Here is a 24,026-nt window from a genome sequence, read left to right as displayed (position 1 = left end):
GTCGCGTGCGGCGGCGGCGCGCCCGTCACCGGTTCACCGCCACGGGGTTGGCCACGTGCAGCGGTGGTTCGCCGCGCAGCCAGCGGGTGGCCTCGACCGCGACCATGCGGGCGGCGCGTTCGGCGACCGCGCGGCTGGCGCCGGCCAGGTGCGGGGTCAGCACGAGGCCGGGCGCGCCGCGCAGCGGATGGTCGGGTGGCAGCGGCTCCACGTCGTAGACGTCGAGGCCGGCCGCGAACAGGTGTCCGGCCCGGAGCGCGGCGGCCAACGCGGCGTAGTCGAGGAGCGCGCCGCGCGCGCAGTTCACCAGCACGGAGCCCGGCGGCATCGCGGCCAGTTCGGCCGCGCCGATCAGGCCGGTCGTCTCGGCGGTGAGCCTGGCGTGCAGCGAGACCACCGTGGACGAGGCGAGCAGCTCGGCGAGTTCCACCACCCGCACCCCGGCCGGCAGGGCGGACGGGTCCGCGTAGGGGTCGGCCACCAGGACGTGGGCGCCGAGCGCCAGCAGCGCCGCCGCCACCCGACCGCCGACCGCCCCGGCCCCGACCAACCCCACGGTGCGGCCGGCGAGTTCGAGCCCCGCGGCGTCGTACGCGTAGCCGCCGCCTTCCCAGCGGCCGGCCAGCATCGACTCGTGCGCCGACGGGATGCGCCGCATCGCGGCCAGCATCAGCGCCAGGGTGTGCTCGGCGGTCGAGGCGGCGTTCCGGCCGGGGGCGAAGGTGACGGCGACGCCGTGCTCGGCGGCCGCCGCCAGGTTGGCGTTGACCGGGCCGCCGCGGCAGACCGCGAACAGCTCCAACTCCGGGCAGGCTTCCAGCACTCGACGGGTCAGCGGTGCCATCTGGGTCAGGCACACCCGCGCGCCGGCCAGCGCCTCGATCAGCCGGTCCTCGGAGCCCGACGCCTCCCGCACCTCGGCGATCGGACCGAACGGCACGTGTGGCCAGGGCAGTTCCAGCTCCCGCACCCGCCAGGCCGTCGGCCCGCCGGCCTCGTGCAGCGCCTCCACCAGGAGTCGGTTGAGCACGAAGTGGTCGCCGGCCACCAGCACCGGGATCGGTTCCGACACGTCGTCTCCTCCCTCACTCATCCGTGATGCGCCCGTTTCCGTGACGCAGCCGTTTCCGTGACGCACCCGCATCCATGACGCACCCGCATCCGTGACGTACCCGCATCCGTGGTTCACCCGCCGTCCGCGGCGAACCGCGGGTCGAGCCAGCCGCGTCGGACCAGCTCCGCGACGAGCGCGTGGTAGCCGGGGGTGAGCGCGGCGGTCCGCGCCCGGTCCGGCTCGATGACCCGGCGCACCCGCACCAGTCGCCGGGCCGCGTCGAGCACGTCGCCGGTGACGGCGCCGGCGGCGAGCACCGCCATGCCGAGCGCCGGCTCCGGGTTGGCGGGCAGCCGCACCGGGACGCCGAGCACGTCGCACCGCAGCTGGTTCCACCAGGCGTTGCGGGTGGCGCCGCCGGTGAACGACACCGGACCGCCCACGTCGGCGCCGGCCGCCGCAAGCACCTCGAACGACAGCCGCTCCAGGTGCGCGACGCCCAGGCAGACCGCGGCGAACGCCGCCGCCGGATCGCCGGACACCGCGAGCGGCCCGCGGCCGAGGAAGCCGCGCGCCTCGGGCGCCACGAACGGGAACCGCTCGCCAGGGCCGACCAGCGGATAGCACGGCGCCACGTCGCGCACCCGGGCCGCCGCGGCCGTCAACGCGCCCAGGTCGGCGCCGGGGAACAACGCCCGCACCGCCCCCGCGCCGGTGCTCGACGCGCCGCCCGGCAGCCACAGTTCGCCGTGCGGCGCGCGGTGCGAGTAGACGGCGCCCGTCGGGTTGTTGGGCAGCGCCGCGCTGACGCCCTTGAGCGTCAGCGTCGTGCCGAGCACCGCGTTCCACTCGCCGACGCCGAGTGCTCCGGCGGCCAGCTGCGCCGCGCAGCCGTCCGTCATGCCGGCCACCACCGGGGTCCCGGCCGGCAGTCCGGTGCGGGCGGCGGCCTCCCGGCACACCGCGCCGAGCACCGTGCCGGGGCGTACCACCTCGGGCAGCACGGCCGGATCGACGTCGAGCCGGGCCAGCACCCCGGCCGGCCAGCGCTCCGCCACCAGGTCGTAGCCGGTCTTCAGGGCGTGGCTGGAGTCGCTGGCCACCGGATGGCCGACCAGCGCGGCCGCGACGACGTCCGGCTGGTGCGCCAGCCGGGCGCCGCCGGCCAGCAGCCCACGGTCCCGCCACCACAGCACCTTGGGCAGCGCCCACGTCGGCTGCATCCGGTAGCCGAGCCGCGTCCACAGCGTGGCGCCGGCCTCCTGGGCGGCCGCGGCCAGCTCGCCGGCGCGCGCGTCGTCGTACATCAGGCCAGGGGTCAGCGGGACGCCGGCCGGATCGGTCAGCAGCACCGTGCCCGAGGTGGCGGAGACGGCGAGCGCGGCCACCGGCCGGCCGCCGAGCCCCGCCGACAGCTCGGCCAGCGCGTCGGCGGCCAGCGTCCACCAGTCGTCCGGGTCCTGCTCGCGCCGCGGGCCCGCGCGGCGGCCGGCGAGCGGCCTGGCCGCGCCGGCCACGGTCCGGCCGGCGTCGTCCACGGCCAGCGCCCGGACGCTCTGGGTGCCGAGGTCGACGCCGATCCACACGGGTTCAGCCATCGGCGCGCCACCCCTTCCAGCGGGTGGCGGCCAGCTCCCTGGTGGCCAGGAACTCGGCGTGCTCCCGGTCGTGGAGCTCCCGCGACGCGGCATCCGGCGTCAGCGGGTCGCGCCGCCTGACGAGGGCGCCGGCCGCCCCGGCGAGGTCGGGGAAGTCGCCGAGCGCGGTCAGCGCGAACAGCAGCGCCCCCTTGGCGCCCACCTGGCTGTCCTCGGTGGTGACCGCAGGCACCCCGGTGACGTCCGCTATCAGCTGGCACCACAGCCCGCTCGCCGCCCCGCCGCCGCAGAGCGCCAGTTCGACGGGCCGGTGCGGCGCGGCCGCCAGACAGTCCCTGATGACGTGCGCGAGCCCTTCGAGCACCGCGCGGGCCAGGTGCTCGCGGCGGTGCGCGAAGAGCAGGCCGGTGACCACGCCGCTGGCCGCCGGGTCGAGGAACGGCGCCCGCTCGCCGGCCGGCGACAGGTAGGGCAGCAGCCGCAGCCCGTCCGCGCCGGGCGCCGACCGGGCCGCGAGGGTGGACAGTTCGCCGTGGTCGCGCAGCCCGAGCAGATCGACCGTCCAGTCGAGCACGCCGGTGCCGGCCAGCGTGGGGAACGCCCGCAGCAGCGGCGCCGGCGGGCCGAAGGCCAGGGTGAGCCCGGACGGTTCGCCCGACGTGTCGGGCGCCTCGACCAGCACCTCGGTGCACAGGGTGGTGCCCAGCACGCAGGTCGCCTGGCCGGCCCGGGTGGCGCCGGTGCCCAGCGCGGTGGCCACGACGTCGTAGGGCGCGAGCACCACGGGGGTGCCGGCCGGCAGGCCGAGCGGTTCGGCCGCCGCGCGGGTCAGCTCGCCGATCTGGTCCGCGCCGGTGAGCAACGGCGGGAGCAGACCGGCGTGTTCGGCGAGCCCGTACGCGTCGAGCAGCCGGTCGGAGTAGCCGCGGGCGCGGATGTCGAGCCAGGGCGCCGACGCCTCGGACACCTCGACGCCCAACACCCCGGTCAGCCGCAGGAACAGCCAGCCGCCGCAGGTCAGCACCGCGTGCGCGGACCGCAGCGCCGCCGGCTCCTCCACGGCGAGTCGCCGCAGGATCGCGTTGGGCAGCCCCGCGTTGGTCAGCGAGCCGTTCTCCCGGTAGGCGCGCTCCAGCACCCCGGCCGCCCGCCACTCCCGGACCACGCCGGCCGCCCTGGCGTCGTTCCACAGCACCGCGGGCCGCACCGGCCGGTGGTCCCGGTCCACCAGCCAGGCGCCGTCGCCCTGCGCCGTCAGCGCCACAAGACGCACCGGACCCGGCGTCCGGGCGACGGCCTCGCGCACGGCGCCGGCGACCGCCAGCCACACCGCTTCCATGTCCTGCTCGGCGCGGTCCCGGCGCGGGTGGTCGACCACGGTGTCCCGGCGGCACACCGTCACCTCGCGGCCCGCGGCGTCGAACACCACGGCCTTGATGACCGTCGTGCCCGCGTCCACGCACACCGCGAACGGGCCGTCGTCCAGCACCATCGCCGCACCACCTCTTTCCGGCCGAGCCAGAAGTGACGCGTATTACACGCACGCCTCGCGGGAGTTCGCAACTCTTCACATCGATCTTGGGCGCGGCGCCCGGCGGTTCGGCGAAGCCGCAGCTCAGCGGCGGAAACGCGGTTCGCCGGCCGAGGTTTGGACGGTGAACTTCACACCCGCCGAAGCTGAATGACGGCCCCGTCAGGCGATCTCCACCACGTCGATCCGGCCGCCCCTGGCACGCAGCTCCCGCACCGTCGGCTCGGGGGTGGCGGCGTCCACCACCACCCGGTCCAACTCGGCCACGGCGGCCAGCCGGTAGGGTGCCTGCCGGTCGAACTTGCTGTGGTCGATCAGCGCCACGCTGCGGGCCGCCGAGGCGATCAGCGCCCGCCGGGTGACCATGGTGTTCCGCGACTGGATCCGGCAGACGCCGCGTGCCACCGCGGTCGTGGAGAGGAACAGCACGTCGGGGCAGTGCCCGGCCGCCTCCCGCGCCGTCGCCTGGCCGAGGAACGAGTCGTACGCCGCGTCGTACCGCCCGCCGAGCCCCACCAACTCGATGCCGGGCTGCGCGGCCAACGCCCGCAGCACCGGCAGGAAGTGCGTGACGACGGTCAACGGCGCCCGCTCGGGCAGCAGCCTGGCCAGCATCAGCGACGTCGTGCTGTCGTCGAGCGCGACCACCTGCCCCGGCCGCACCTCGGACGCCAACACCTCGCGCGCGATCGCCTCCTTGGCCTCCACCTGGGCCCGCATCCGGTGGTCGAGATCGCCGTGGAAGGTGGTGGTGGGCGCGCAGGTCGCCCCGCCCCGCACCTTGTGCAGGAAGCCGCGCCGCGCCAGCTCGTCCAGGTCCCGGTGCACGGTCATGATGCTCACGCCGTAGCCGGCGGCCAGCTCGGAGACCCGCACGAACCCGGCCTCCGACACCTGCCGGCGGATGGCCACCCGCCGCAACTCCGGGTTGCGCCTGGCCCCTTCGCCGGCGCTTGGATCGGTCGCCACGCCACCAGCTTGGCACGCGGGCGGGGCCACCACCATGGTCGCGAGCGGGCCGGCGCGGCCGCCGGCGGCGGGCGCCGGTCAGTCGCCGACCGGCCCGCCCACCCGGTAGGCGCCGCTCGCCCTGACGTGCGCGATCATGATCCGCTCGGCCGCCTCGCCGTCGCCGGCCTCCAGCGCGTCCAACAGCCGTGCGTGCTCCGCCAGATGGGCCTCGGCCTGCGCCGGGTCGAGCCAGAGCGAGGCCGCCGCCGGCACCGGGTAGCTGTCGCGGATCGCGTGCGCGTGCTGACCGAGGAAGGCCGGGCCGCCGATGTCCGCGATCGCCAGGTGCAGCCGGCGGCTCAGCTCGCCCAGCACGGCCAGCCGCCCCTCCGCGGCGTCCGCCACCATCTGCCCGTGCAGGGAGCGGAGTTCGACCAACTGCCCCGGGGTGACCCGGGCCGCGGCCAGCCGGGCGCCCAGCCCCTCCACCACCGCGCGCACGTTGTAGAACTCCAGCAGCGCCTCGTCGCTGAGGTCGATCACCGTGGCCCCGCGGTGGCTCTGGTAGCTCACTAGGCGGTCCTTCTCCAGCCGGCGCAACGCCTCGCGCACCGGCGTGATGGAGACCCCGAGGCGTTCGGCGAGGTGAGCGGCCTTGAGCTGAGTGCCGCCCGGGACCAGGGCGTTGCGGATCTCGTCGCGCAGCACTTCGTACACGTAGTCGGCCTTGCTCATCGGCTGGCGGTGCCCCTCCGCCGGCTCACGTGACTGCATCGCTGCCCTTCGTCTCCGGCGGCCCCGTGGCGGTGGCCCCGTTCCCGAAGTATCTCGTGCTCCCGCCCGCCAGGACCCGTCGAGGTCCGCCCTCTTGACTGACAGGATATAAGTTATAACTTATATCTCCATGGCGAGCTTGATCGACCTGAAAGTCATCGACACCGCGACCCTCTTCGCCGGCCCCACCGCAGCGATGCTGCTCGGGGACTTCGGCGCCGACGTGATCAAGATCGAGCACCCCAGGCGGGGCGACCCGGCCCGCGGCCACGGGGCGGCGGCCGACGGGGTCGGCCTCTGGTGGAAGACCCTGTCGAGGAACAAGCGCACCGCCGCCGTCGACCTCTCGGAGCCCGAAGGGCAGGAGATCCTGCGGCGGTTGGCCGCCGACGCCGACGTCCTGGTGGAGAACTTCCGCCCGGGCACCCTGGAGAGATGGGGGCTTTCGCCCGAGGCCCTGTGGGCCGAGAACCCCCGGCTGATCCTGGCCAGGATGACCGGCTTCGGGCAGTTCGGGCCGATGGCCGGCCGCCCCGGGTTCGGCACCCTGGCGGAGGCGATGAGCGGCTTCGCCGCCAGCACCGGCGACCCGGAGGGGCCACCGGTGCTGCCGCCGCTCGCCCTGGCCGACGGCGTCGCCGGGCTGACCATGGCCTACGCCGTCATGGTGGCGCTGCGGGCCCGCGAGTCCACCGGGCGCGGGCAGATCGTCGACCTGGCGATCATCGAACCCCTCCTCGGCCTCCTCGGCCCGCAGATGACCGCCTTCCGCGCCCTCGGCGTGATCCCCGAACGCACCGGCAACCGCTCAGCGAGCAACGCCCCGCGCAACACCTACCGCACCAGGGACGGGCGTTGGGTCGCCGTCTCCACCAGCGCCCAGCCGATCGCCGAGCGCGTGATGCGGCTGGTCGGCCGCCCCGAGCTGGCCGAGCGCCCGTGGTTCGCCACCGGCGCCGGCCGGGTCGCGCACGTCGACGAGCTGGACGCGGCGGTCGGCGGCTGGATCGCCGAGCGCGACGCGGACGAGGTGATCGCCGAGTTCACCAGGGCCCAGGCGGCGATCGCGCCCGTCTACGACGTCTCCGACGTCGCCAAGGACCCGCAGTACGAGGCGCTCGGCACCTTCGTGGAGCTGCCCGACGAGGAGTTGGGCGCCGTCACCGTGCAGAACGTGCTGTTCCGGCTCTCCGAGACGCCGGGCGAAGTGCGCTGGGCCGGGCCGCCGTTGGGCCGGCACACCGACGAGATCCTGACCGCCCTCAGCTACCCGGCCGAGCGGATCGCCGCGCTGCGCGAGCGGGGGGTCATAGCGTGAGCGCCCCCGTCACCTGGCTCTACGTCCCAGGGGACCGCCCGGAACGCTTCGACAAGGCGATGGCGAGCGGCGCCGACGTCGTCATCATCGACCTGGAGGACGCCGTCGACGGCAGCCGCAAGGACGCCGCCAGGGCGAACGCCGTGCGCCGCCTCGCGGACCGCCCACCGGCCGAGGCGGGGCCCGAACTGCACGTCCGGGTCAACGACCTGGCCACCGCGCGCGGCCGCGACGACCTCGGGGCGCTGGCCGGGCTGCCGGGGCTCGACGCGGTGCGGCTCCCCAAGGTCGACTCGCCGGACGATCTCGCCCTGGTCGACGACACCTTCGGCGACCAGCCCACGCCGGCCCACGCGCTGCTCGAGTCCGCGCGCGGCCTCGCCAACGTCGACGCCATCGCCGCCCACCCGCGCGTCGCCGGTCTCGCGCTCGGCGAGCAGGACCTGACGGCCGCCCTCGCCATCCGCCTGGAGTCCGCCTTCGACCAGCTCCGGCTGCGTGTCGTGCTCGCCGCCGCCGCGGCGGGGCTCGACCCGGTGCCGATGTCGATCTACCCCGACGTCGCGGACACCGAGGGCCTGCGCGCCTCCTGCGCGCACGGCCGCGACCTCGGCATGTTCGGCCGCACCGCCATCCACCCCCGCCAGCTCCCCGCGATCCGCGCCGCGTTCCGGCCCACCGCGGAGGAGATCAGCCGCGCCAGGGAGGTCGTCGAGGCCGCCGAACTGGCCGCCGACCGCGGCGTCGGCGCCGTCGCCCTGCCCGACGGTCGCTTCGTCGACGCCCCGATCGTCAGCCGGGCCCGCGACATCCTCGCGCTGGCCGACCGCATCTCCTGACCCCGCGCCGCACCCTGACGGGCGCCGCGTCTCCCTACCGGCGCGTGCCGCGCCGCCCGGCTCCACGCCGGGCGGCGCCCCGCCGCTCGGGCCCCAACCAGTCACTTCAGTCGCTCCCGCCGCACCAGCCAACACCGCTACGACCGAAGGAGTTCGTCGTGGGTACCGCCGTCTGGGCGCTCGTCGCCTACATCCTCACCATCGTCGCCTGGAACACCCTGCTGAAACGCGCCATCGGCGAGGCGATGCTCGTCGGCTTCGTCGTGGTCTGCCTGTTCGGCGGCACCCAGGCCGGCAGCCTGGCCTGGCACGGCCTCGACGCGGCGCTCTCCGAGGAGGTCGTCTTCGCCGCCCTGGCCTTCGTCTTCATGGGCTACCTGATGACCAGACTCGGCGTCATCGACCGTCAGGTCACCCTGCTGAACTCGGTGTTCGGCCGGCTCCGCGGCGGCTCCGCCTACGTCTCCACCTCCACCGCCGCGCTGCTCGGCGGCCCGGCGGGATCCGGCTCGGGCATCGCCGCCTCGGTCGGCTCCGTCACCATCCCGTGGATGATCAGGTCCCACTGGCGGCCCGACCTGGCCGCCTCGCTGGTCGCCGGCAACGCCGGCCTCGGCATCTCCATACCCCCGAGCTCCTCGATGTTCCTGCTGCTCGGCTCCGCGTCCGTGGCCCCGGTGCTCACCGCCGACGAGCTGTTCACCGCCAGCCTGGTCGGCGGCGTGTGGACCGTGCTCTACCGGTTCGTCGTCGTCTTCGTCTGGGTGCGGCGGTACGGCGTCCTGGCGATGGCCGACGAGGACATCACGCCGTTCCGCCTCGCGCTGCGGCAGGGGCTCTCCTCGATGCTGGTCTACCTGGGGATCGCCATCCCGGTGCTGATGACCCTCGACGCCGGCCTGGAGTTCCTGGAGTCCCGGGTCGGCGGCGCCGCCGACGACATCAGCGTCGTGGTCTGGATCCCCGTGCTGACGCTGCTCGCCACCCTGCTGGTCGCCGGGCGCCGGCTGCCACGGAGCGCGGCCGGGCTCGGCGCCATGCTCGCCGAGATGGCCCCCCGCTACGCCGTTGTCGGAGCCACCCTGCTGTTCGCGTTCGCCGCCGCCGGCAGCCTCGGCGAGCTGGGGCTCGTCGACCAACTGACCAGCCTGATGGGCCGGCTCGACGCCCCGCTGTGGGTGGTGGCCGCCCTGGTCGGGATCCTGATCGTCGTCATCGCCGCCCCGCTCACCGGCACCGCGACCATCGCGGCGGTCGGCGGCGTCGCCTTCAGCGCGCTCACCGCCGCCGGCGCCTCCCCGGCCACGGCCGCCACCGCCGTTCTGGTCTTCGCCTCGACGGAGGGCGCCTCACCACCCGGCGCCGCGCCGATCTACATAGCCAGCGGCATCGCCGGCGTCGACCCGTCCCGCACCTTCCTGCGGCTCATCCTCTGGTTCGTGCTGCCGGTGCTGGCGATCGGCGTGCTGATCGCCGCCGGCGCGCTGCCGCTCTTCGTCTGACCCACACGCCCGTTCCCACCCGCCCGTCCGCACCCGCCCGTCCCCATATCCCCGTCCCCACCTCCCCAGAAGGAGCACCCCCATGACCGTCGAAGCCACCCCCGCACCCGCCAGGACCGGACCCCTCGGCCTCGCCAGGCGGGTCGCCATGCCCCTGTTCAAGACCGGCCTGGTCGCCTTCCTGCTGCTCGGCGTCGTCGTGGTCGGCGCCCAGGCGGTGGGGATAGCGCTCCGCGACGGCGACCTGGTCTCCGGCGTGCTCGACGGCGCGGGCCGGGCGATGACCGTCACCGCGGGACTGACCGGACTGCTCGCCTTCGCGATGTCCTACCTGTTCCGTTGGGACACGGACGGCGAGGACTGACCGGGGGCGTCAACGGCCGCCAGGACCACGGCCGTTGACGTGGGCATGGCCCGCCACTAGCATCCGGCGTCGGATGGAAAGCGCTTTCAGCACCGCGACAGGCACGGCACCCCACGTCGACCATGGAGTTGAACCATGAGACTGAGAGCTCTGTTCGCGTCCCTCGCCCTGCTCGCCGGCGCGGGGGCGGCCCTGCCGGGCACCGCGGCGCCCGCCGCCGCGACGGACGACGTCGGCGCGCTGGCCACCGCGATCCACGTGTCGCCGAGTGGCGACGACGGCAACGCCGGCACCCTCGCCGCCCCGCTGCGCACGGTGCAGCGCGCGGTGGACCTGGCCGTCGCCGGCGACACGATCTACCTGAGGGCCGGCACCTACGCACCGAGCACCAACATCCAACTGAACAAGAACGGCACCGCGAGCGCGCCGTTGACCCTCACCGCCTACAACGGCGAACGGGCCGTCATCGACGGCGAGAACATGCCGCACACCCCGGCGCCGGTGGACGGCAGCATCCCGCGCGCGGAGCGCGGCGCCATCCACATCGAGGGCGACTACTGGCGGTTGATCGGCCTGGAGATCGCCAACGGCCCCTACGGCATCTTCGGCCTCGACACCAACAACAACCTCTTCGAGCGCCTGATCACCCGGGACAACTACGAGAGCGGCCTCCACCTCCAGGGCGCCTCGAGCAACAACCAGATCATCAACCTGGACAGTTACGGCAACCGCGACCCGCGGAAGAACGGCGAGAGCGCCGACGGCCTGGCCATCAAGGAGGGTTCGGGCAGCGGCAACGTGGTGCGCGGCGCCCGGCTCTGGAACAACTCGGACGACGGCTTCGACGCCTGGGAGTTCCTCAACCCGATCGTCATCGAGTCCAGCCTGGCCTGGGGCAACGGCTTCAACCGGTGGAACCTGCCCGACTACACGGGCGACGGCAACGGCTTCAAGCTGGGTGGCGGCGGGGACACCGACCCGGCGGTGGCCCATGTCACCCGCAACAGCATGGCCTGGGACAACGCGGTCGGCGGATTCATCGACAACGGCAATCCAGGACGGTTGGTGATCGAGCGCTCGACGGCCTGGCGGAACGGCGGCACCGGTTTCAACGTGAGCCGGTCGAGCAGCACCGTGAACACCAGCCTCGCGGCGGCCAACGGCACCGACGTGGCGCTCGGCTCCGGCTCCGGGGGCAGCGGCAACTCGTGGAACATCGGGGGTAGTTGGTCGTTCGTCAGCACCAACCCCGCGTCGATCGTCGGGCCGCGCCAGGCGAACGGCGCCATCCCGTCGTCCACCTTCCTCCGCCCGGCCAACGGCGCGAGCGTCGGCGCCCGCTTCTGACCGGTCCCCGGTCGGCTCGTCGGGCCGGTCACCGCCCTCGGTGACCGGCCCGACGCACGCCTCACTCCTCGCCGTCGGGCGTCGGCTCGTAGTCGAACCAGTCGAAGTCGGCGCTGCCGTGGGTGGCGTACATGCCGATGACGCGCCCGGTGAAGCCGGTGGCCACCTCGGTCGACAGGTAGCGGCCGTCCAACTCCGCGAGCGGCACCGGCGTCTCGGCGTCGGCCGGCAGCACCGAGAAGCCGAGGGTGTCGGGGCCGGTGGCCCGCACCCCGAGCGGCTCGCCGGCCGCCTGCCAGGCGCCGGTCACCGAGGGCGGCAGCACGTCGCGGGTGCGGATGTCGAGCAGCAGGGTGAGGGGCCCTGGTGGCACCGGCCGGCGGGCCACGCACTGGCTCAGCGGCCCGACGCGGGCGACCACCCTGGCCTCGCCCTCGGCCACCTCGAGCGCGTAGTGGTGGGCCTCGTCCAGCCGCACGACAAGCCCCGCGGTGGCCGAGCCCGGGTCCATCCTGACGCGGACCCGGCAGTCCGGGTGCTGCTGGCGCCGGCCGACCAGGGTGTGCCTCGCGCGGTCGAGCGCCGACCCGGTGGCGGTGAGCCTGAGCCAGCCGGGACGGGCGGTCAACGACCAGGCCCCGTCAGGTCGTTCGCGAGGCGAGACCCAGCGCGGGGCGAGCGCCGGCGTGTCGAAGTCGTCGCGGACGGGCTCCGGGGCCGGTGGATGCCAGGCCGCCGGCGCCGGGTGGCGCTCCTCGACCGGGCCGACGGCTGGCCAGCCGTCCGCCCAGCGCACCGGCGTCAGGAACGTCTCCCGGCCCAGCACGTGGAAGTTCGGGGTGTACCCGTGGGGGCGGGTGGCCAACAGCACCAGCCACCACGTGCCGTCGGCCGCCGAGACCAGGTCGGCGTGGCCGGTGGACTGGATCGGCCGGTCGGTGGCGCCGTGGGTCAGGATCGGGTTGGCCGGCGCCGGCTCGAACGGGCCGCGCGGCGAGCGGCCGCGGGCGATCGAGACGGCGTGCCCGCGCTCGGTGCCGCCCTCGGCCAGCAGCAGGTACCACCAGTCGTCTATCCGGTACAGGTGCGGGGCCTCCGGGTACTTGAGCCCGGTGCCCGACCAGAGCGGCCGGGGGCCTTCGAGCACGGCGCCCGAGCGCGGGTCGATCCTGGCCACCCGGATCCCGCCGTCCGAGAAGGCGCACCAGCAGGAGCCGTCCTCGTCCCAGGCCAGGTCGGGGTCGATGCCTGGCAGGTCGATCCAGACCGGATCCGACCAGGGGCCCTCGGGCCGCTCGGCGTGGACGAGGAAGGTACCGCCGGCGCCGACCACCGTGGTGATCAGCCAGAACCGCCCTTCGTGGTGGCGGAGGGTGGGGGCGTAGATCCCGGCGGAGGCCGGCGTCCCGGGCGGCAGCCGCAGTTGGGACGGCCGGTCGAGGACGTTGCCGAGCTGGCGCCAGTGCACCAGGTCGCGGCTGTGGAAGAGGGGGACGCCGGGGAAGTACTCGAAGCTCGAACAGGCGAGGTAGTAGTCCTCGCCCACGCGGACGACGCTCGGGTCGGGGTGGAAGCCGCCGATGACCGGGTTCTGGTAGGTGCGCATCGGGCACCACGATCGTCAACTGTCATTCGCCGCGCAAGGGTTCGTTCCGTTCAGGGGATTGACTTTGTTAATTCACCGGCTTAACACTCACATCCCTGGGCGAGTCCGCCCAAGCCCCGACGATGAGGCAGGCGATGAGAGCGAACCGATCGAACGAGTCACGACCGCCCCGTGGGCGCCGTACGCGCGCCGCGGTGGTCGGCGCCGCGGCGCTCGCGCTGCTGGTGGCCGGCTGCGGCGGCGGGAGTGACAACGGCGGGGGAGGGGGCTCGACCCCGGCCGACACCCTGGTGGTCGCCGGGCAGAACGGCGACTACATCCGCAACTTCAACCCGTACTCGCCGACGCTGGTCGAGGGACCCGGGACGATCTTCGAGCCGCTGTTCTACTTCAACCTCGCCAGCCCCGGTGACCCGGTGCAACGCCTGGGCACCGAGTACTCCTGGAACGAGGACGGCACCGAGCTGTCCATCACCGTGCGGGAGGGCGTGACCTGGTCGGACGGCGAGGCGTTCGACGCCGACGACGTCAAGTTCACCTTCGACATGATCGCCGCCGACCGGGTGCCCAACACGGTGGGCTTCCACGGCACCACCGAGGTCGTCGACCCCACCCACGTCGTCGTGACCTTCGACGGGCCCGCCTACATGGAGGGGCCGCAGCTGCTCGGCAAGACCTGGATCGTGCCGGAGCACATCTGGAGCGGCATCGACGACCCGAACACGGAGACCCTGCCCGAGCCGGTCGGCACCGGCCCCTACACGCTGGGCGACTTCAAGGGGCAGGCGTTCACCCTCGACGCCAACCCGGATTACTGGGGCGGCGAGCCGGAGCTGACCCACGTGATGTATCGCTCGCTCTCCGGCAACCAGGCGTCCGCCGACGCGCTGGCCGCCGGCCAGGTCGACGTCTACAGCGGCCCGGTCCCCGACATCGCCAACGTCGAGGAGGACTACCCGGGTTACCAGGCGATCACGGTGCCGATGAACCAGGCGGTCCTCGACACCTGCGCCAACGCGGAGCTCGGCTGCGAGGGCCCGCAGACCGACCCGGCCGTGCGGCAGGCGATCTACTACGCGATGGACCGCGGCCAGGTCAACCAGCTCGCGTTCCAGGACACGGCGAGCGAGATGTCCCCCGGCTTCGCGCTGCCCGAGCGCGACGCGGCCTACGTCTCGGACACGCTGGAGAACCCGACCGTGCCGATGCAACCGGACCTGGCGCGCGTGGACGAGATCCTGACCGACGCCGGCTACGCCAGGGGCGGCGACGGGATCTACGAGCGGGACGGCGAGCGGCTGGCGCTGACCGTGACCGTGGTCAGCGGCTGGACCGACTACATCACCGCGCTGGAGACCCTCCGCGAGCAACTGCTGCCGGCCGGGATCGAGTTGACGGTCACCCAGGTGTCCTGGAACGAGATGTCGGACGCCCGGGCGCGCGGCGGCTTCCAGCTGCTGATCGACTCGCTCTACCCGGGGCCCGCGCCCGACCCGTTCTACCTCTACAGCTACTTCTACGGCTCCGACAACACCGCCGAGGTGGGGGAGTCCGCGGACACCAACTACTCGCGCTACTCGAACCCCGAGGTCGACGCGGCCCTGGAGGCGCTGACCCAGCTGAACCCGGACGACATGGCCGCCCGGATGCCGCACTACGACGTGATCCAGCAGCACATCGAGCAGGACATGCCGTACATCCCGATCCTCACGGGCGGCACCACCACCGAGTTCCACTCGGCGAAGTTCAGCGGCTGGCCGAGCCTGGACGACCTCTACGCCTTCCCGGCGACCTGGAGCCGCCCCGACCAGTCCCAGATGTACCTGAACCTGGTGCCCACCGGGGAGTGACCCCGGCCCCGGCCGGGAGAGCCGACCGACCGGCCCGGTGCCCCGTGGGGCGCCGGGCCGCGGTGCGTCGGGAGGGCGTCACTCCCAGACGACGACGTTGCGCCGCACCGGCACCGACGTGGAGTCGGTGGCGAACAGCTCGGGCGAGTGCGCCCTGATGCTCTCGATGTCGTGGAAGACCGCGCGCAGGTGGGTCCGCATCGCGGCGCGGGCCGACGCCGTGTCGCCGGCCAGCACCGCGTCCATGATCTCGCCGTGCTGGTCGGTGAAGACGGCCGGCGCCGTCTCGTGGAGGCCGAGCCGCCTGGCGCGGTCCAGGTGGCCCTTGGCGGCCGCCACCGTGGTCCAGGCGCTGCCGTGCCCGCTGAGCCTGAGCAGCCCCTGGTGGAACGCCTCGTCGAGGTCGAAGAACTCCGCCAGGCCGAGCCCGGCCCGCCGCTGCCGCTCCAGGTTCTCGCGCAGCTCGGCGACCAGCCCCGCGTCCAGCTCGGCCGGCAGGTCGTCGAGCGAGGCGAGCTCGACCGCCTCCCGCAGGAACTGCGCGTCCGCGACCTGCGCCATGTCGACGCGGGAGACGAAGGACCCGATCTTCGGGAAGACCTGCACCAGCCCCTCCTGCGCCAGCAGGATCAGGCTCTCGCGCACCGGGGTCCTGCTCACCCCGAGCGAGGCGGCCAGCTCGTTCTCCGAGAGCGCGGCGCCCGGCGGGAGCTCCAGGGTCAGGACCATCTGGCGCAGCCTGGTGTAGATGGTGCGCCGCGAAGTCCGTCGCCGGTTCGTTTGGGCCATGCGCCCCATCGTATCCGGGCGCCCACCCCTTTCCGGCGGCCGCCCGCACCCCGACTGACCCGGGCGAATCCGCGCCCGGACAAGTATTGCCGTTCTTCACGACTAGTGCTTGTATACATGCACTGTTCGACCGGCAAGGAGAGAGCCGCCGTGAGTACCATCGAGCGGGCCGAGGTCTTCGTCGCCTCCCCGGGACGCACCTTCGTGACCCTGCGCATCACCACCTCGGACGGAGTCACGGGGCTCGGTGACGCCACCCTCAACGGGCGCGAGCTCGCCGTCGCCAGCTATCTCCGCGACCACCTGGTGCCGCTGCTCGTCGGCCGCGACCCGGCCCGGATCGAGGACATCTGGCAGTACCTCTACCGGGGCGCCTACTGGCGGCGCGGGCCGGTCACCATGACCGCCATCTCCGCCGTCGACACCGCCCTGTGGGACATCAAGGGCAAGACCGCGGGACTCCCCGTCTACCAGCTGCTCGGCGGCCGGTCACGCGACGGCGTCCTCGCCTACGCGCACGCCAGCGGCACCGACGTGCCCGAACTCCTCGACGACGTCCAGCGTTTCCTCGACCTCGGCTACCGCGCCGTCCGCGCCCAGGCCGCCGTCCCCGACGTCGGCGGCACCTACGGGGTGCGCAAGGGCAAGGTCTACGAGCCGGCCGCCACCGCGCTCCCCGACGAGCAGCCCTGGGACACCGAGTCCTACCTGAACTTCGCCCCCGGCTACCTGGCGGCGGTGCGCGAGCGCTTCGGCTTCGGCTTCCACCTGCTGCACGACGTCCACCACCGGCTCACCCCGCTGGAGGCCGCCCAGTTCGGCAAGCGCGTCGAGGACTGCCGGCTGTTCTGGATGGAGGACCCGACCCCCGCCGAGAACCAGGAGGCGTTCCGCCTCATCAGGCAGCACACCACCACCCCCATCGCGGTGGGCGAGAACCTGTCCTCGATCTGGGACGTCCAGCACCTGATCACCGAGCAGCTCGTCGACTACGTGCGCACCACCGTCGTGCACGCCGGCGGCCTCACCCACCTGCGCCGGATCTTCGACCTCGCCGCGCTCTACCAGGTGCGCACCGGCTCGCACGGCGCCACCGACCTCTCCCCGGTCAGCCTCGCCGCCAACGTCCACCTGGACCTCGCCGTGCCCAACTTCGGCATCCAGGAGTACATGGGCCACGCCGAGGAGACCGCCGAGGTCTTCCACGGCGGCGTCACCTTCGCCGACGGCATGCTGCACCCCGCGGAGGAGCCGGGGCTCGGCGTCGAGTACGACGAGAAGGCCGCCGAACGCTTCCCCTACCAGGCGCGCTACCTCCCCGTCGCCCGCCGCCTCGACGGCTCGGTGCACGACTGGTGACCGCCACCGGAACCGCCGGGCTCGGCCGCGCCACCCTGGGCGCGCTGCCGGCCGAGCGCCGCCCCCTCGTGGACCCGGCGGCGCTGCGCACCCGCCTCGTCCACCTCGGACTCGGCGCCTTCCACCGCGCCCACCAGGCCCTCTACACCGAGCGGGCCGCGGCCACCACCGGCGAACCCTGGGGCATCGCGGCCGTGGCGCCCCGCTCGCTCGACACCGTGCGCGCCCTGCGCGAGCAGGACGGCCTCTACTCGCTCGCCGAGCTCCACCCGGAGGGGAGCGGACCCCGGGTGGTCGGCGCGCTCACCGAGGCGCTGGCCATGGTGCCGGACGCCGCCAGGCTCGACGCGCTGCTCGCCGACCCCGAGGTCACCGTCGTCACGCTGACCGTCACCGAGAAGGGCTACCACCGGCGGGCCGACGCGCGCCCCGGGCAGGGCCCGGCCCTCGACACCGCCGCGCCCGCGATCGCCGCCGACCTCGCGGCCGACGACCCGGCCGCGTTCACCACCGTCGTCGGCCGGCTCGCCGCCGGCCTCGCCGCCCGGATCCGTGCCGACGCCGGCCCGATCACCGTCGTCTCCTGCGACAACATGGCGGCGAACGGCGCGGTGCTCGGCGCGGTCCTCCGCGACTTCGTCGCCGCCACCCGCTGGCCGGACCGCGACGCCGTACTCGCCGGCCTGGCCGAGTCCGTGACCTTCCCCGCCACCGTCGTCGACCGCATCGTGCCCGCCACCACCGACGCCGACCGCGCCGCGGCCGAGGCCGCGCTCGGCGTGCGCGACGCGGTGCCGGTGGCCGGCGAACCGTACCGGCAGTGGGTCGTCGAGGACGCCTTCGCCGCCGCCCGGCCCCGCTGGGAACTCGACGGCGCCCTCCTCGTCCCCGACGCCGCCCCCTACCAACTCGCCAAGCTGCGGCTGCTCAACGGCTCGCACTCCGCGCTCGCCTACCTCGGCATCGCCGCCGGACACGCCACCATCGACCAGGCCATCGCCACCGACTGGGGAGAACCCCTGGTTCGGGCGCTCTGCGCCGAGGTCGCCCCGACCCTGCCGCCCGCCGGCCCGGAACCCGCCGGCTACGCCGCCGACCTGGTCACCCGCTTCCGCAACCCGGCGGTCGGTCACCGGCTAAGCCAGATCGGCTCGGACGGCTCGCTCAAGCTCCGCGAACGCTGGCTGCCCGCGCTGCGCGAACTCCGCGCCACCGGCGCCGCCACCCCCGTGCTCGAACTGGCGCTCGCCGGCTGGGCCCACGCCACCCGCCCCGAGGCCCCGGCCGCCGACCCGGCGGCCACCACGCTCGCCGACTGCTGGCGGCCGGGAACCGGCCCCGCCGACACGGTGGCCGCCCTGCTGCACGCCGTCGGCGCGCCCGACCTCGCCGAGGACGCCGCGCTCACCGCCGGCGTCGCGGCCCGACTGCCCGCCGTGGCCGCCGGCCGGATCGAGCTCTGACCCCGAGCCCGCCCGCACGTCCCCCTCCGAAAAAGAAACCGCACGTCCCCCTCCCCCCAGCACGCAAGAACGACGGAGTTCACGATGACCACCGACGCCACCACGACCACGGAGCCCACGGGCCCCGTGGAGCGGACCACCAGAGACCTCACCAGAGCAGCCGTCTCCGGCTGGCTCGGCACCGCGATGGAGTTCATGGACTTCCAGCTCTACTCGCTGGCCGCGGCGATCGTCTTCAACAAGATCTTCTTCCCCGACGTCAGCCCCGCCATCGGCCTCATCGCCGCCATGGCCACCTACGGCGTCGGCTACGTGGCCCGCCTCGCCGGCGCCGTCTACTTCGGCCGGATGGGCGACCGACTCGGCCGCAAGAAGGTCCTGGTCATCACCATCGTCATGATGGGCGTCTCCACCACGCTGATCGGCGCCCTGCCCACCTACGCCTCCATCGGCATCCTCGCCCCGATCCTGCTCGTCGCCCTGCGCCTCGTCCAGGGCTTCGGCGCCGGCGCCGAGATCGCGGGCGCCACCGTGATGCTCGCCGAGTACGCCCCCGCGCCCCGCCGCGGCCTGGTCGCCTCGCTCGTCTCCCTCGGCACCAACTCCGGCACGCTCGCCGCCTCCGGACTCTGGGCCATCCTGCTGGCCGTCCTCAGCGAGGACCAACTCCTCTCCTGGGGCTGGCGACTTCCCTTCCTGCTCAGCTTCCTGCTGCTGATCTTCGCCGTCTGGCTGCGCCGCAGCCTCAAGGAGAGCCCGGTCTTCGAGGAGCGGCCCGACGTCGTGGACGGCGTGGCCATGACCCGCGGCGAACTCGAGGACACCGCCAGGCAGGAGCCCGCCGGCAGCCTGGAGGCCGGCCTCAAGCAGCGCAAGGGCAAGGCGTTCTTCGTCGCCCTCGGCCTCCGCTTCGGCCAGGCGGGCAACTCAGGACTCGTGCAGACCTTCCTGGTCGGCTACATCGCCACCAACCTGGACTTCGAGCGCTCCGTGCCCACCGACGCCATCCTCTACGGCTCGCTGCTCGGCTTCCTCACCGTGCCGCTGGTCGGCATACTCGGCGACCGCTTCGGCCGCCGCCCGATGTACATCGCGCTCACCCTGCTCACGATCGCCACGGCCTTCCCCGCCATGCTGCTCATCGCCCACGGCGGCGCCGCCGCGGTGATGCTCGGCATGATCGTGGCGCTCAACGTCGGCGTGCTCGGCCTGTTCTCCCTGGAGAGCGTCACCATGGCCGAACTCTTCGGCTCCCGCACCCGGTTCACCCAGCTCGCCGTCGCCAAGGAGATCGGCGGCGTGCTCGCCACCGCCATCGGCCCGGTCCTCGCGGCCACGCTGACCGCCGTCACCGACAGCTGGTGGCCCATCGCCGGCATGCTCATCATCTACTCGCTGATCACCCTGATCTCCGCCCTGCTGGCCCCCGAGACGCGGGGCCGCGACCTGGTCCGACTGGAGGACGCCATATGAGAGCGGTGGTCGTGCACGGCCCGGGCGACGTGCGGATCGACGAACGTCCCGACCCGGTGCCGGGGCCTGGCGAAGTCCTGATGGCCATGGAGTGGGGCGGCCTCTGCGGCTCGGACGTGTCGTACTTCAGGCACGGCGCCTCCGGCACCGCCCGGCTCGTCCACCCGCTGGTGCTCGGCCACGAGGTCGCCGGCCGGATCGCCGCCCTCGGCCCCGGCGTCACCGGGCTCGCCGAGGGGCAGCCGGTCACCGTCCACCCCGCCGAGCCGGTCGGCGACGAGCCGCTGCCCGAGCGGATCGCCGGGCGCACCAACCTGCACGCCCGGGTGCGGTACTTCGGCTCCGCCGCCTTCGACCCGCACACCGATGGCGGGTTCAGCGAGTACCGGGTGGTCCGCGCCCACCAGATCCGGCCGCTGCCCGACGGCGTCTCCACCGAACACGGCGCGCTCGCCGAGCCGTTGGCCGTCGCCACGCACGCCGTGCGCCGCGCCGGTGCGCTGCGCGGCCGGACCGTCCTGGTCAACGGCGCAGGACCGATCGGCTCGCTGGTCGTCGCCGCCGCCCGCCACCTGGGCGCCGGCACGATCATCGCCGCCGACCTCGCCGCCCCCCCACTCGCCGTCGCCCGCGCCATGGGCGCCGACGAGACCCGCGACCTCTCCCGCGGCGAACCGCTCCCCGACGACGTCGAGACCGTCTTCGAGGCGTCCGGCGCGCCCGGCGCCCTCGGCGCGGTACTGCGCGCCACCGCCCGCGGCGGCACCCTCGTCCAGGTCGGGAACCTGCCGGGCACCCCGGCGCCGGCCACCCTCGGTGACCTGGTCACCAGGGAGATCACCTGGATCGGCTCCTACCGCTTCGTCGACGAGATCGACGACGCGCTGCGCGCCATGCGGGACGGGCTCGACGTCTCCCCGGTGATCACCCACCGGTTCGCCATCGAGGACGCCGCACGCGCCCTGGCCGTCGCCGCCGACCGGGATCACGCGGTGGGCGGCAAGGTGCTGCTGCGCCTCGGCGCGGGGGACACCCCGTGATCGACCGTCCCCTCGACGTGGTCTGCGTCGGCGAGACCATGGCGGTGCTCGGCCCGGCCGACGGCCGCCGGCTGGCCGAGGCCGGGGACCTGGCCCTGGCCATCGGCGGCGCCGAGTCCAACGTGGCCTGCGGCCTCGTCGGCCTCGGCCACCGCGCCGCCTGGGTCGGTCGGGTCGGCGACGACCCGCTCGGCCGGCGGATCCTCGCCGAACTCCGCGCCCGCGGCGTCGACGTCGACGCCGTCACCACCGACCCCGACCGGCCCACCGGCCTCTACCTCAAGGACCCGGGCCCCGAAGGGACCCGCGCCCACTACTACCGCGCCGGCTCGGCCGCCGCCGCGATGGGCCCCGAGACCGCCGAACTCCCCGCGCTGCGCGGCGCCAGGGCACTGCACGTCACCGGCGTCACCGCCGCGCTCTCCGACGGCTGCGCCGGGCTCGCCACCGCGCTGGTGGCCCGCCGCGCCATCGGCGGGCCCGTCGTCTCCTTCGACGTCAACCACCGGCCGGCGCTCTGGCGCGGCCGCCCCGAGCCGGCGGCGTCCGCGCTGCTCACCCTGGCCAGGGCCGCCGACGTGGTCTTCGTCGGGCGGGACGAGGCCGAGGCACTCTGGGGCACGGCCACCGCAGGCGAGATCCGCGAACTGCTGGCGCCCGCCCCGCTGATCGTCGTCAAGGACGCCGAACACGGCGCCACCTCCTTCGCGGACGGCGTGGCCACGTTCGTCCCGGCCCGCCGCGTCGACGTCGTCGAACCCGTGGGCGCAGGCGACGCGTTCGCCGCCGGCTACCTGGCCGCGCTCCTCGAAGGCCGCGACGCCACCGCCAGGTTGCGGCTCGGCCACCTGGCCGCCGCGGCCGCCCTGCGCACCAGGGCCGACGTCCCCACCCTGCCGTCGAGGACCGAACTCGACCGACTGCTCGACCTCGACCCCGCCACCTGGAGCACCCGCCCATGACGACCACCCAGCCGCCCGGCACCCTCGCCCCCCTCGCCGCCGACCGCGTCATCGCCGTCGTCCGCGCCCCCGAGATCCCCGACGCCGCGGCACTCGCCGCCGCGCTGCTCGCCGGCGGCATCCGCTGGATCGAGTTCACCTACACCACGCCGGGCCTCGATGGACACCTGCGGCGGGCGGTCGCCGAGGCCGGGGACGCCGTCGTCGGCGCCGGCACGGTGCTCACCGCAGAACAGGCCGAACGCGCCATCGACGCCGGCGCCCGCTACCTGGTCACCCCCGGCTGCCGCCCCGCCGTCGCCGAGGCCGCCGCCCGCGCAGGCGTGCCGGTCGTCATGGGCGCGCTCACCCCGACCGAGGTCGGCCACGCCCTCGACCTCGGCGCCGCCGCGGTGAAGATCTTCCCCGCCCACACCTTCGGCGCCCGCCACTTCAAGGACCTCGCCGGCCCCTTCCCCGGCACCCCCCTGGTGGCATCCGGCGGCGTCAACGCCGGCAACGCCGCGTCCTTCCTGGCCGCCGGCGCGCTGGCCGTCTGCGCCGGCTCCGACGTCGTCCCCCCGGCCACCGTCGCCGCCGCCGACTGGCCCACCGTCACCGCCAACGCCCGAGCCTTCGTCCAGGCCCTCCGAACGCGCCGGTGGCCCGCCGGCCGGGAGCGCGACCGTTAATCCGTCGCCGTCGCGGCCGGCTTCGGGAATCCTGGGCGGCATGCGACAGGAAGAGATCTGGGACGCCGAGGCCGCCCTGAGCTACGACACACCGGGCACCGGGATGTTCGCGCCCGAGGTGCTGGGGCCGACGGTGGACCGCCTCGCCGAACTGGCGGGCGACGGGCGGGCGTTGGAGTTCGCGATCGGCACCGGCCGGGTGGCCGTCCCCCTCGCGGAGCGCGGAGTGCCGGTCACCGGCGTCGAGTTGTCGCGGCCGATGCTCGACCGGCTGCGCGCGAAGGTGGACGAGGCGACGATCCCGGTCGTCGTCGGCGACATGGCGACCGCCCGCGCGCCGGGCATTTACCAGCTGGTCTACCTCGTCTTCAACACCATCTCCAACCTGCTCGACCAGGCCGAGCAGGTCGCCTGCTTCCGCAACGCGGCCCGCCACCTCGCGCCCGGCGGCCGGTTCGTCATCGAGCTGTGGGTCCCCGAGCTGCGGAGGCTGCCGCCCGGGCAGCCGGCCCTGGTAGGGCAGGCGGAGGAGGGCTACATCCTCCTCGACACCTACGACGTCCTGCGCCAGCACGTCGTCTCCCACCACTTCCGGTTCGACGACACGCGGCAGGCGCGGCTGTTCCGCAGCCCGCACCGCTACGTCTGGCCGGCCGAGCTCGACCTCATGGCCCAACTCGCCGGATTCGAACTGGAATCCCGCCACGCCGACTGGCGGGGCGCCGAGTTCACCGCCGAGTCGCCGTCGCACGTCTCCGTGTACCGGCTTCCGGGCGGCGACCGCTGATCAGGAAGCGGTGCGCGCGGACGGCGAAGCGCCCCTCCGCGCGGATCCGCCGGTGGAGCCGGCGCAGCGCGGCGTCGTAGCGCTCCGGGGTGAAGTCGGGGATCTGCCAGGCGACCATCCGCAGGTGGTGGACCACGGCGCCGATGTCGAGGAACGCGAGTACCGGTTGCTCCTCCCGCGTCCCGGTGAGCTCGAGACCGGCCGCGGTCAGCGCCGCGCCGGCCGTCCGAAGGTCCCAGCTCCCCGGCGGGTGCGCCGGTGGGGCACCGAGCGCCTCGTTCAGCTCGGCGCAGTCGTCGCTGCCCACCTGCTGGGTCAGCAACTCGCCACCGGGGCGCAGCACCCGCGCGACCTCCCCGGCGGCCAGCCGGCCGTGGCGGTTCAGCACGACGTCGACCGACGCGTCGGGGAGCGGCAGCTCAGCCGTGGCGTCGGTCGGCAGCACCGTGACCCCCAGCGGCCCAAGCCGCTCCCGGGCCACGGCGACGTTCGGCGCCCACGTCTCGGTCGCCCAGGTGTGCCGGGGCAGCGGCGCGAGCGAGGCCAGCAGTTCACCGCCGCCGGTGTCGACGTCCAGCAGCCGCTCCGCGGCGGCGACGCGGGCGCGGGCCAGCTCGGGGTAGGACCACGAGGGATCGGAACCCACCGCCCGCCCGGAAGCCCAGGCGAAGTCCCACCCGGTGACCGGCGCCGCCGTGGCGGCGGCGACCAACTCCTCGTACCCGTCGGTGACCACGCCTGGAGGCTA

The 24,026-nt window shown here is 74.4% G+C and carries 21 protein-coding genes; 13 read left to right on the top strand and 8 right to left on the bottom strand.

The annotated features are described in order from the left end of the window. Positions 1–25 precede the first annotated feature (25 nt). The 5 genes from ACYVPE_RS06975 to ACYVPE_RS06955 all read right to left on the bottom strand — a co-directional run bounded on the left by ACYVPE_RS06975 (position 26) and on the right by ACYVPE_RS06955 (position 5,908). Positions 26–1,072 (bottom strand): NAD(P)-dependent oxidoreductase, encoded by a 1,047-nt coding sequence (locus ACYVPE_RS06975; RefSeq protein WP_461032528.1) that lies wholly within the window; start codon positions 1,070–1,072, stop codon positions 26–28. 113 nt (positions 1,073–1,185) lie between these two features. Next, on the bottom strand, positions 1,186–2,652 hold the full coding sequence (locus ACYVPE_RS06970; protein ID WP_461032527.1) for an FGGY-family carbohydrate kinase: 1,467 nt from the start codon (positions 2,650–2,652) through the stop codon (positions 1,186–1,188). Further along, positions 2,645–4,144, bottom strand: coding sequence for an FGGY family carbohydrate kinase (locus ACYVPE_RS06965; protein WP_461032526.1), 1,500 nt, complete (start codon positions 4,142–4,144; stop codon positions 2,645–2,647). Before ACYVPE_RS06965 ends, ACYVPE_RS06970 begins: the two co-directional genes overlap by 8 nt. A 201-nt stretch (positions 4,145–4,345) precedes the next feature. After that, positions 4,346–5,152 carry a DeoR/GlpR family DNA-binding transcription regulator gene (locus ACYVPE_RS06960; protein ID WP_461032525.1) on the bottom strand — a complete coding sequence of 269 codons (807 nt, stop codon included), beginning with the start codon at positions 5,150–5,152 and terminating at the stop codon, positions 4,346–4,348. Positions 5,153–5,230: 78 nt separating this feature from the next. Then, a complete protein-coding gene (locus ACYVPE_RS06955) occupies positions 5,231–5,908 on the bottom strand; it encodes a GntR family transcriptional regulator (protein WP_461032524.1) in 678 nt (225 codons plus the stop codon). 130 nt (positions 5,909–6,038) lie between these two features. On the opposite strand from ACYVPE_RS06955, the gene ACYVPE_RS06950 reads away from it, so the two are divergent. The 5 genes from ACYVPE_RS06950 to ACYVPE_RS06930 all read left to right on the top strand — a co-directional run bounded on the left by ACYVPE_RS06950 (position 6,039) and on the right by ACYVPE_RS06930 (position 11,278). Further along, positions 6,039–7,226: a CaiB/BaiF CoA transferase family protein gene (locus tag ACYVPE_RS06950; protein WP_461032523.1), complete on the top strand. Its 1,188-nt coding sequence runs from the start codon at positions 6,039–6,041 to the stop codon at positions 7,224–7,226. Continuing rightward, entirely contained in the window at positions 7,223–8,065 is an 843-nt protein-coding gene (locus ACYVPE_RS06945; RefSeq protein WP_461032522.1) for an HpcH/HpaI aldolase/citrate lyase family protein, read from the top strand. The genes ACYVPE_RS06950 and ACYVPE_RS06945 overlap by 4 nt, the downstream gene beginning before the upstream one ends. Positions 8,066–8,223: 158 nt before the next feature. Beyond that, a complete protein-coding gene (locus ACYVPE_RS06940; protein ID WP_461032521.1) occupies positions 8,224–9,567 on the top strand; it encodes a TRAP transporter large permease subunit in 1,344 nt (447 codons plus the stop codon). A gap of 82 nt (positions 9,568–9,649) precedes the next feature. Then, positions 9,650–9,931: a hypothetical protein gene (locus ACYVPE_RS06935; protein ID WP_461032520.1), complete on the top strand. Its 282-nt coding sequence runs from the start codon at positions 9,650–9,652 to the stop codon at positions 9,929–9,931. Between the two features lie 135 nt (positions 9,932–10,066). Next, on the top strand, positions 10,067–11,278 hold the full coding sequence (locus ACYVPE_RS06930) for a right-handed parallel beta-helix repeat-containing protein (RefSeq protein WP_461032519.1): 1,212 nt from the start codon (positions 10,067–10,069) through the stop codon (positions 11,276–11,278). A gap of 61 nt (positions 11,279–11,339) precedes the next feature. Here ACYVPE_RS06930 and ACYVPE_RS06925 read toward each other — a convergent pair whose 3' ends face one another. Beyond that, complete coding sequence (locus tag ACYVPE_RS06925) at positions 11,340–12,884, bottom strand: glycoside hydrolase family 43 protein (RefSeq protein WP_461032518.1); 1,545 nt, start codon at positions 12,882–12,884, stop codon at positions 11,340–11,342. A 134-nt stretch (positions 12,885–13,018) separates the two neighbouring features. Here ACYVPE_RS06925 and ACYVPE_RS06920 point away from each other — a divergent pair, with 134 nt between their 5' ends. Next, a complete protein-coding gene (locus ACYVPE_RS06920) occupies positions 13,019–14,734 on the top strand; it encodes an ABC transporter substrate-binding protein (RefSeq protein ID WP_461032517.1) in 1,716 nt (571 codons plus the stop codon). A gap of 78 nt (positions 14,735–14,812) precedes the next feature. On the opposite strand, the gene ACYVPE_RS06915 is transcribed toward ACYVPE_RS06920, so the two are convergent. Continuing rightward, the gene (locus ACYVPE_RS06915) at positions 14,813–15,523 is read right to left on the bottom strand and encodes a GntR family transcriptional regulator (RefSeq protein WP_461032516.1); all 711 of its coding nucleotides are present in this window, start codon (positions 15,521–15,523) and stop codon (positions 14,813–14,815) included. 150 nt (positions 15,524–15,673) lie between these two features. Between ACYVPE_RS06915 and manD the strand changes: the two genes are divergently transcribed. The 7 genes from manD to ACYVPE_RS06880 all read left to right on the top strand — a co-directional run bounded on the left by manD (position 15,674) and on the right by ACYVPE_RS06880 (position 23,278). Then, positions 15,674–16,882: a D-mannonate dehydratase ManD gene (gene manD, locus ACYVPE_RS06910; RefSeq protein WP_461032515.1), complete on the top strand. Its 1,209-nt coding sequence runs from the start codon at positions 15,674–15,676 to the stop codon at positions 16,880–16,882. Beyond that, positions 16,879–18,345 carry a mannitol dehydrogenase family protein gene (locus tag ACYVPE_RS06905; RefSeq protein WP_461032514.1) on the top strand — a complete coding sequence of 489 codons (1,467 nt, stop codon included), beginning with the start codon at positions 16,879–16,881 and terminating at the stop codon, positions 18,343–18,345. Before manD ends, ACYVPE_RS06905 begins: the two co-directional genes overlap by 4 nt. 84 nt (positions 18,346–18,429) lie before the next feature. After that, a complete protein-coding gene (locus tag ACYVPE_RS06900) occupies positions 18,430–19,818 on the top strand; it encodes an MFS transporter (RefSeq protein ID WP_461032513.1) in 1,389 nt (462 codons plus the stop codon). Next, on the top strand, positions 19,815–20,858 hold the full coding sequence (locus tag ACYVPE_RS06895) for an L-idonate 5-dehydrogenase (RefSeq protein ID WP_461032512.1): 1,044 nt from the start codon (positions 19,815–19,817) through the stop codon (positions 20,856–20,858). The genes ACYVPE_RS06900 and ACYVPE_RS06895 overlap by 4 nt, the downstream gene beginning before the upstream one ends. Next, complete coding sequence (locus ACYVPE_RS06890) at positions 20,855–21,820, top strand: sugar kinase (protein WP_461032511.1); 966 nt, start codon at positions 20,855–20,857, stop codon at positions 21,818–21,820. Before ACYVPE_RS06895 ends, ACYVPE_RS06890 begins: the two co-directional genes overlap by 4 nt. After that, positions 21,817–22,491: a bifunctional 4-hydroxy-2-oxoglutarate aldolase/2-dehydro-3-deoxy-phosphogluconate aldolase gene (locus ACYVPE_RS06885; RefSeq protein WP_461032510.1), complete on the top strand. Its 675-nt coding sequence runs from the start codon at positions 21,817–21,819 to the stop codon at positions 22,489–22,491. The genes ACYVPE_RS06890 and ACYVPE_RS06885 overlap by 4 nt, the downstream gene beginning before the upstream one ends. Before the next feature lie 40 nt (positions 22,492–22,531). Next, the gene (locus ACYVPE_RS06880; RefSeq protein ID WP_461032509.1) at positions 22,532–23,278 is read left to right on the top strand and encodes a class I SAM-dependent DNA methyltransferase; all 747 of its coding nucleotides are present in this window, start codon (positions 22,532–22,534) and stop codon (positions 23,276–23,278) included. Here the strand turns inward: ACYVPE_RS06880 and ACYVPE_RS06875 are convergent. Beyond that, positions 23,220–24,014 carry a class I SAM-dependent methyltransferase gene (locus ACYVPE_RS06875; protein WP_461032508.1) on the bottom strand — a complete coding sequence of 265 codons (795 nt, stop codon included), beginning with the start codon at positions 24,012–24,014 and terminating at the stop codon, positions 23,220–23,222. The two genes, ACYVPE_RS06880 and ACYVPE_RS06875, sit on opposite strands and share 59 nt — an antisense overlap. Positions 24,015–24,026 lie beyond the last annotated feature (12 nt).

Source organism: Streptomyces mayteni, assembly GCF_054783955.1.
Note: the sequence above shows the minus strand (reverse complement) of the source record. Positions and strands in the feature narration are given on the sequence as shown.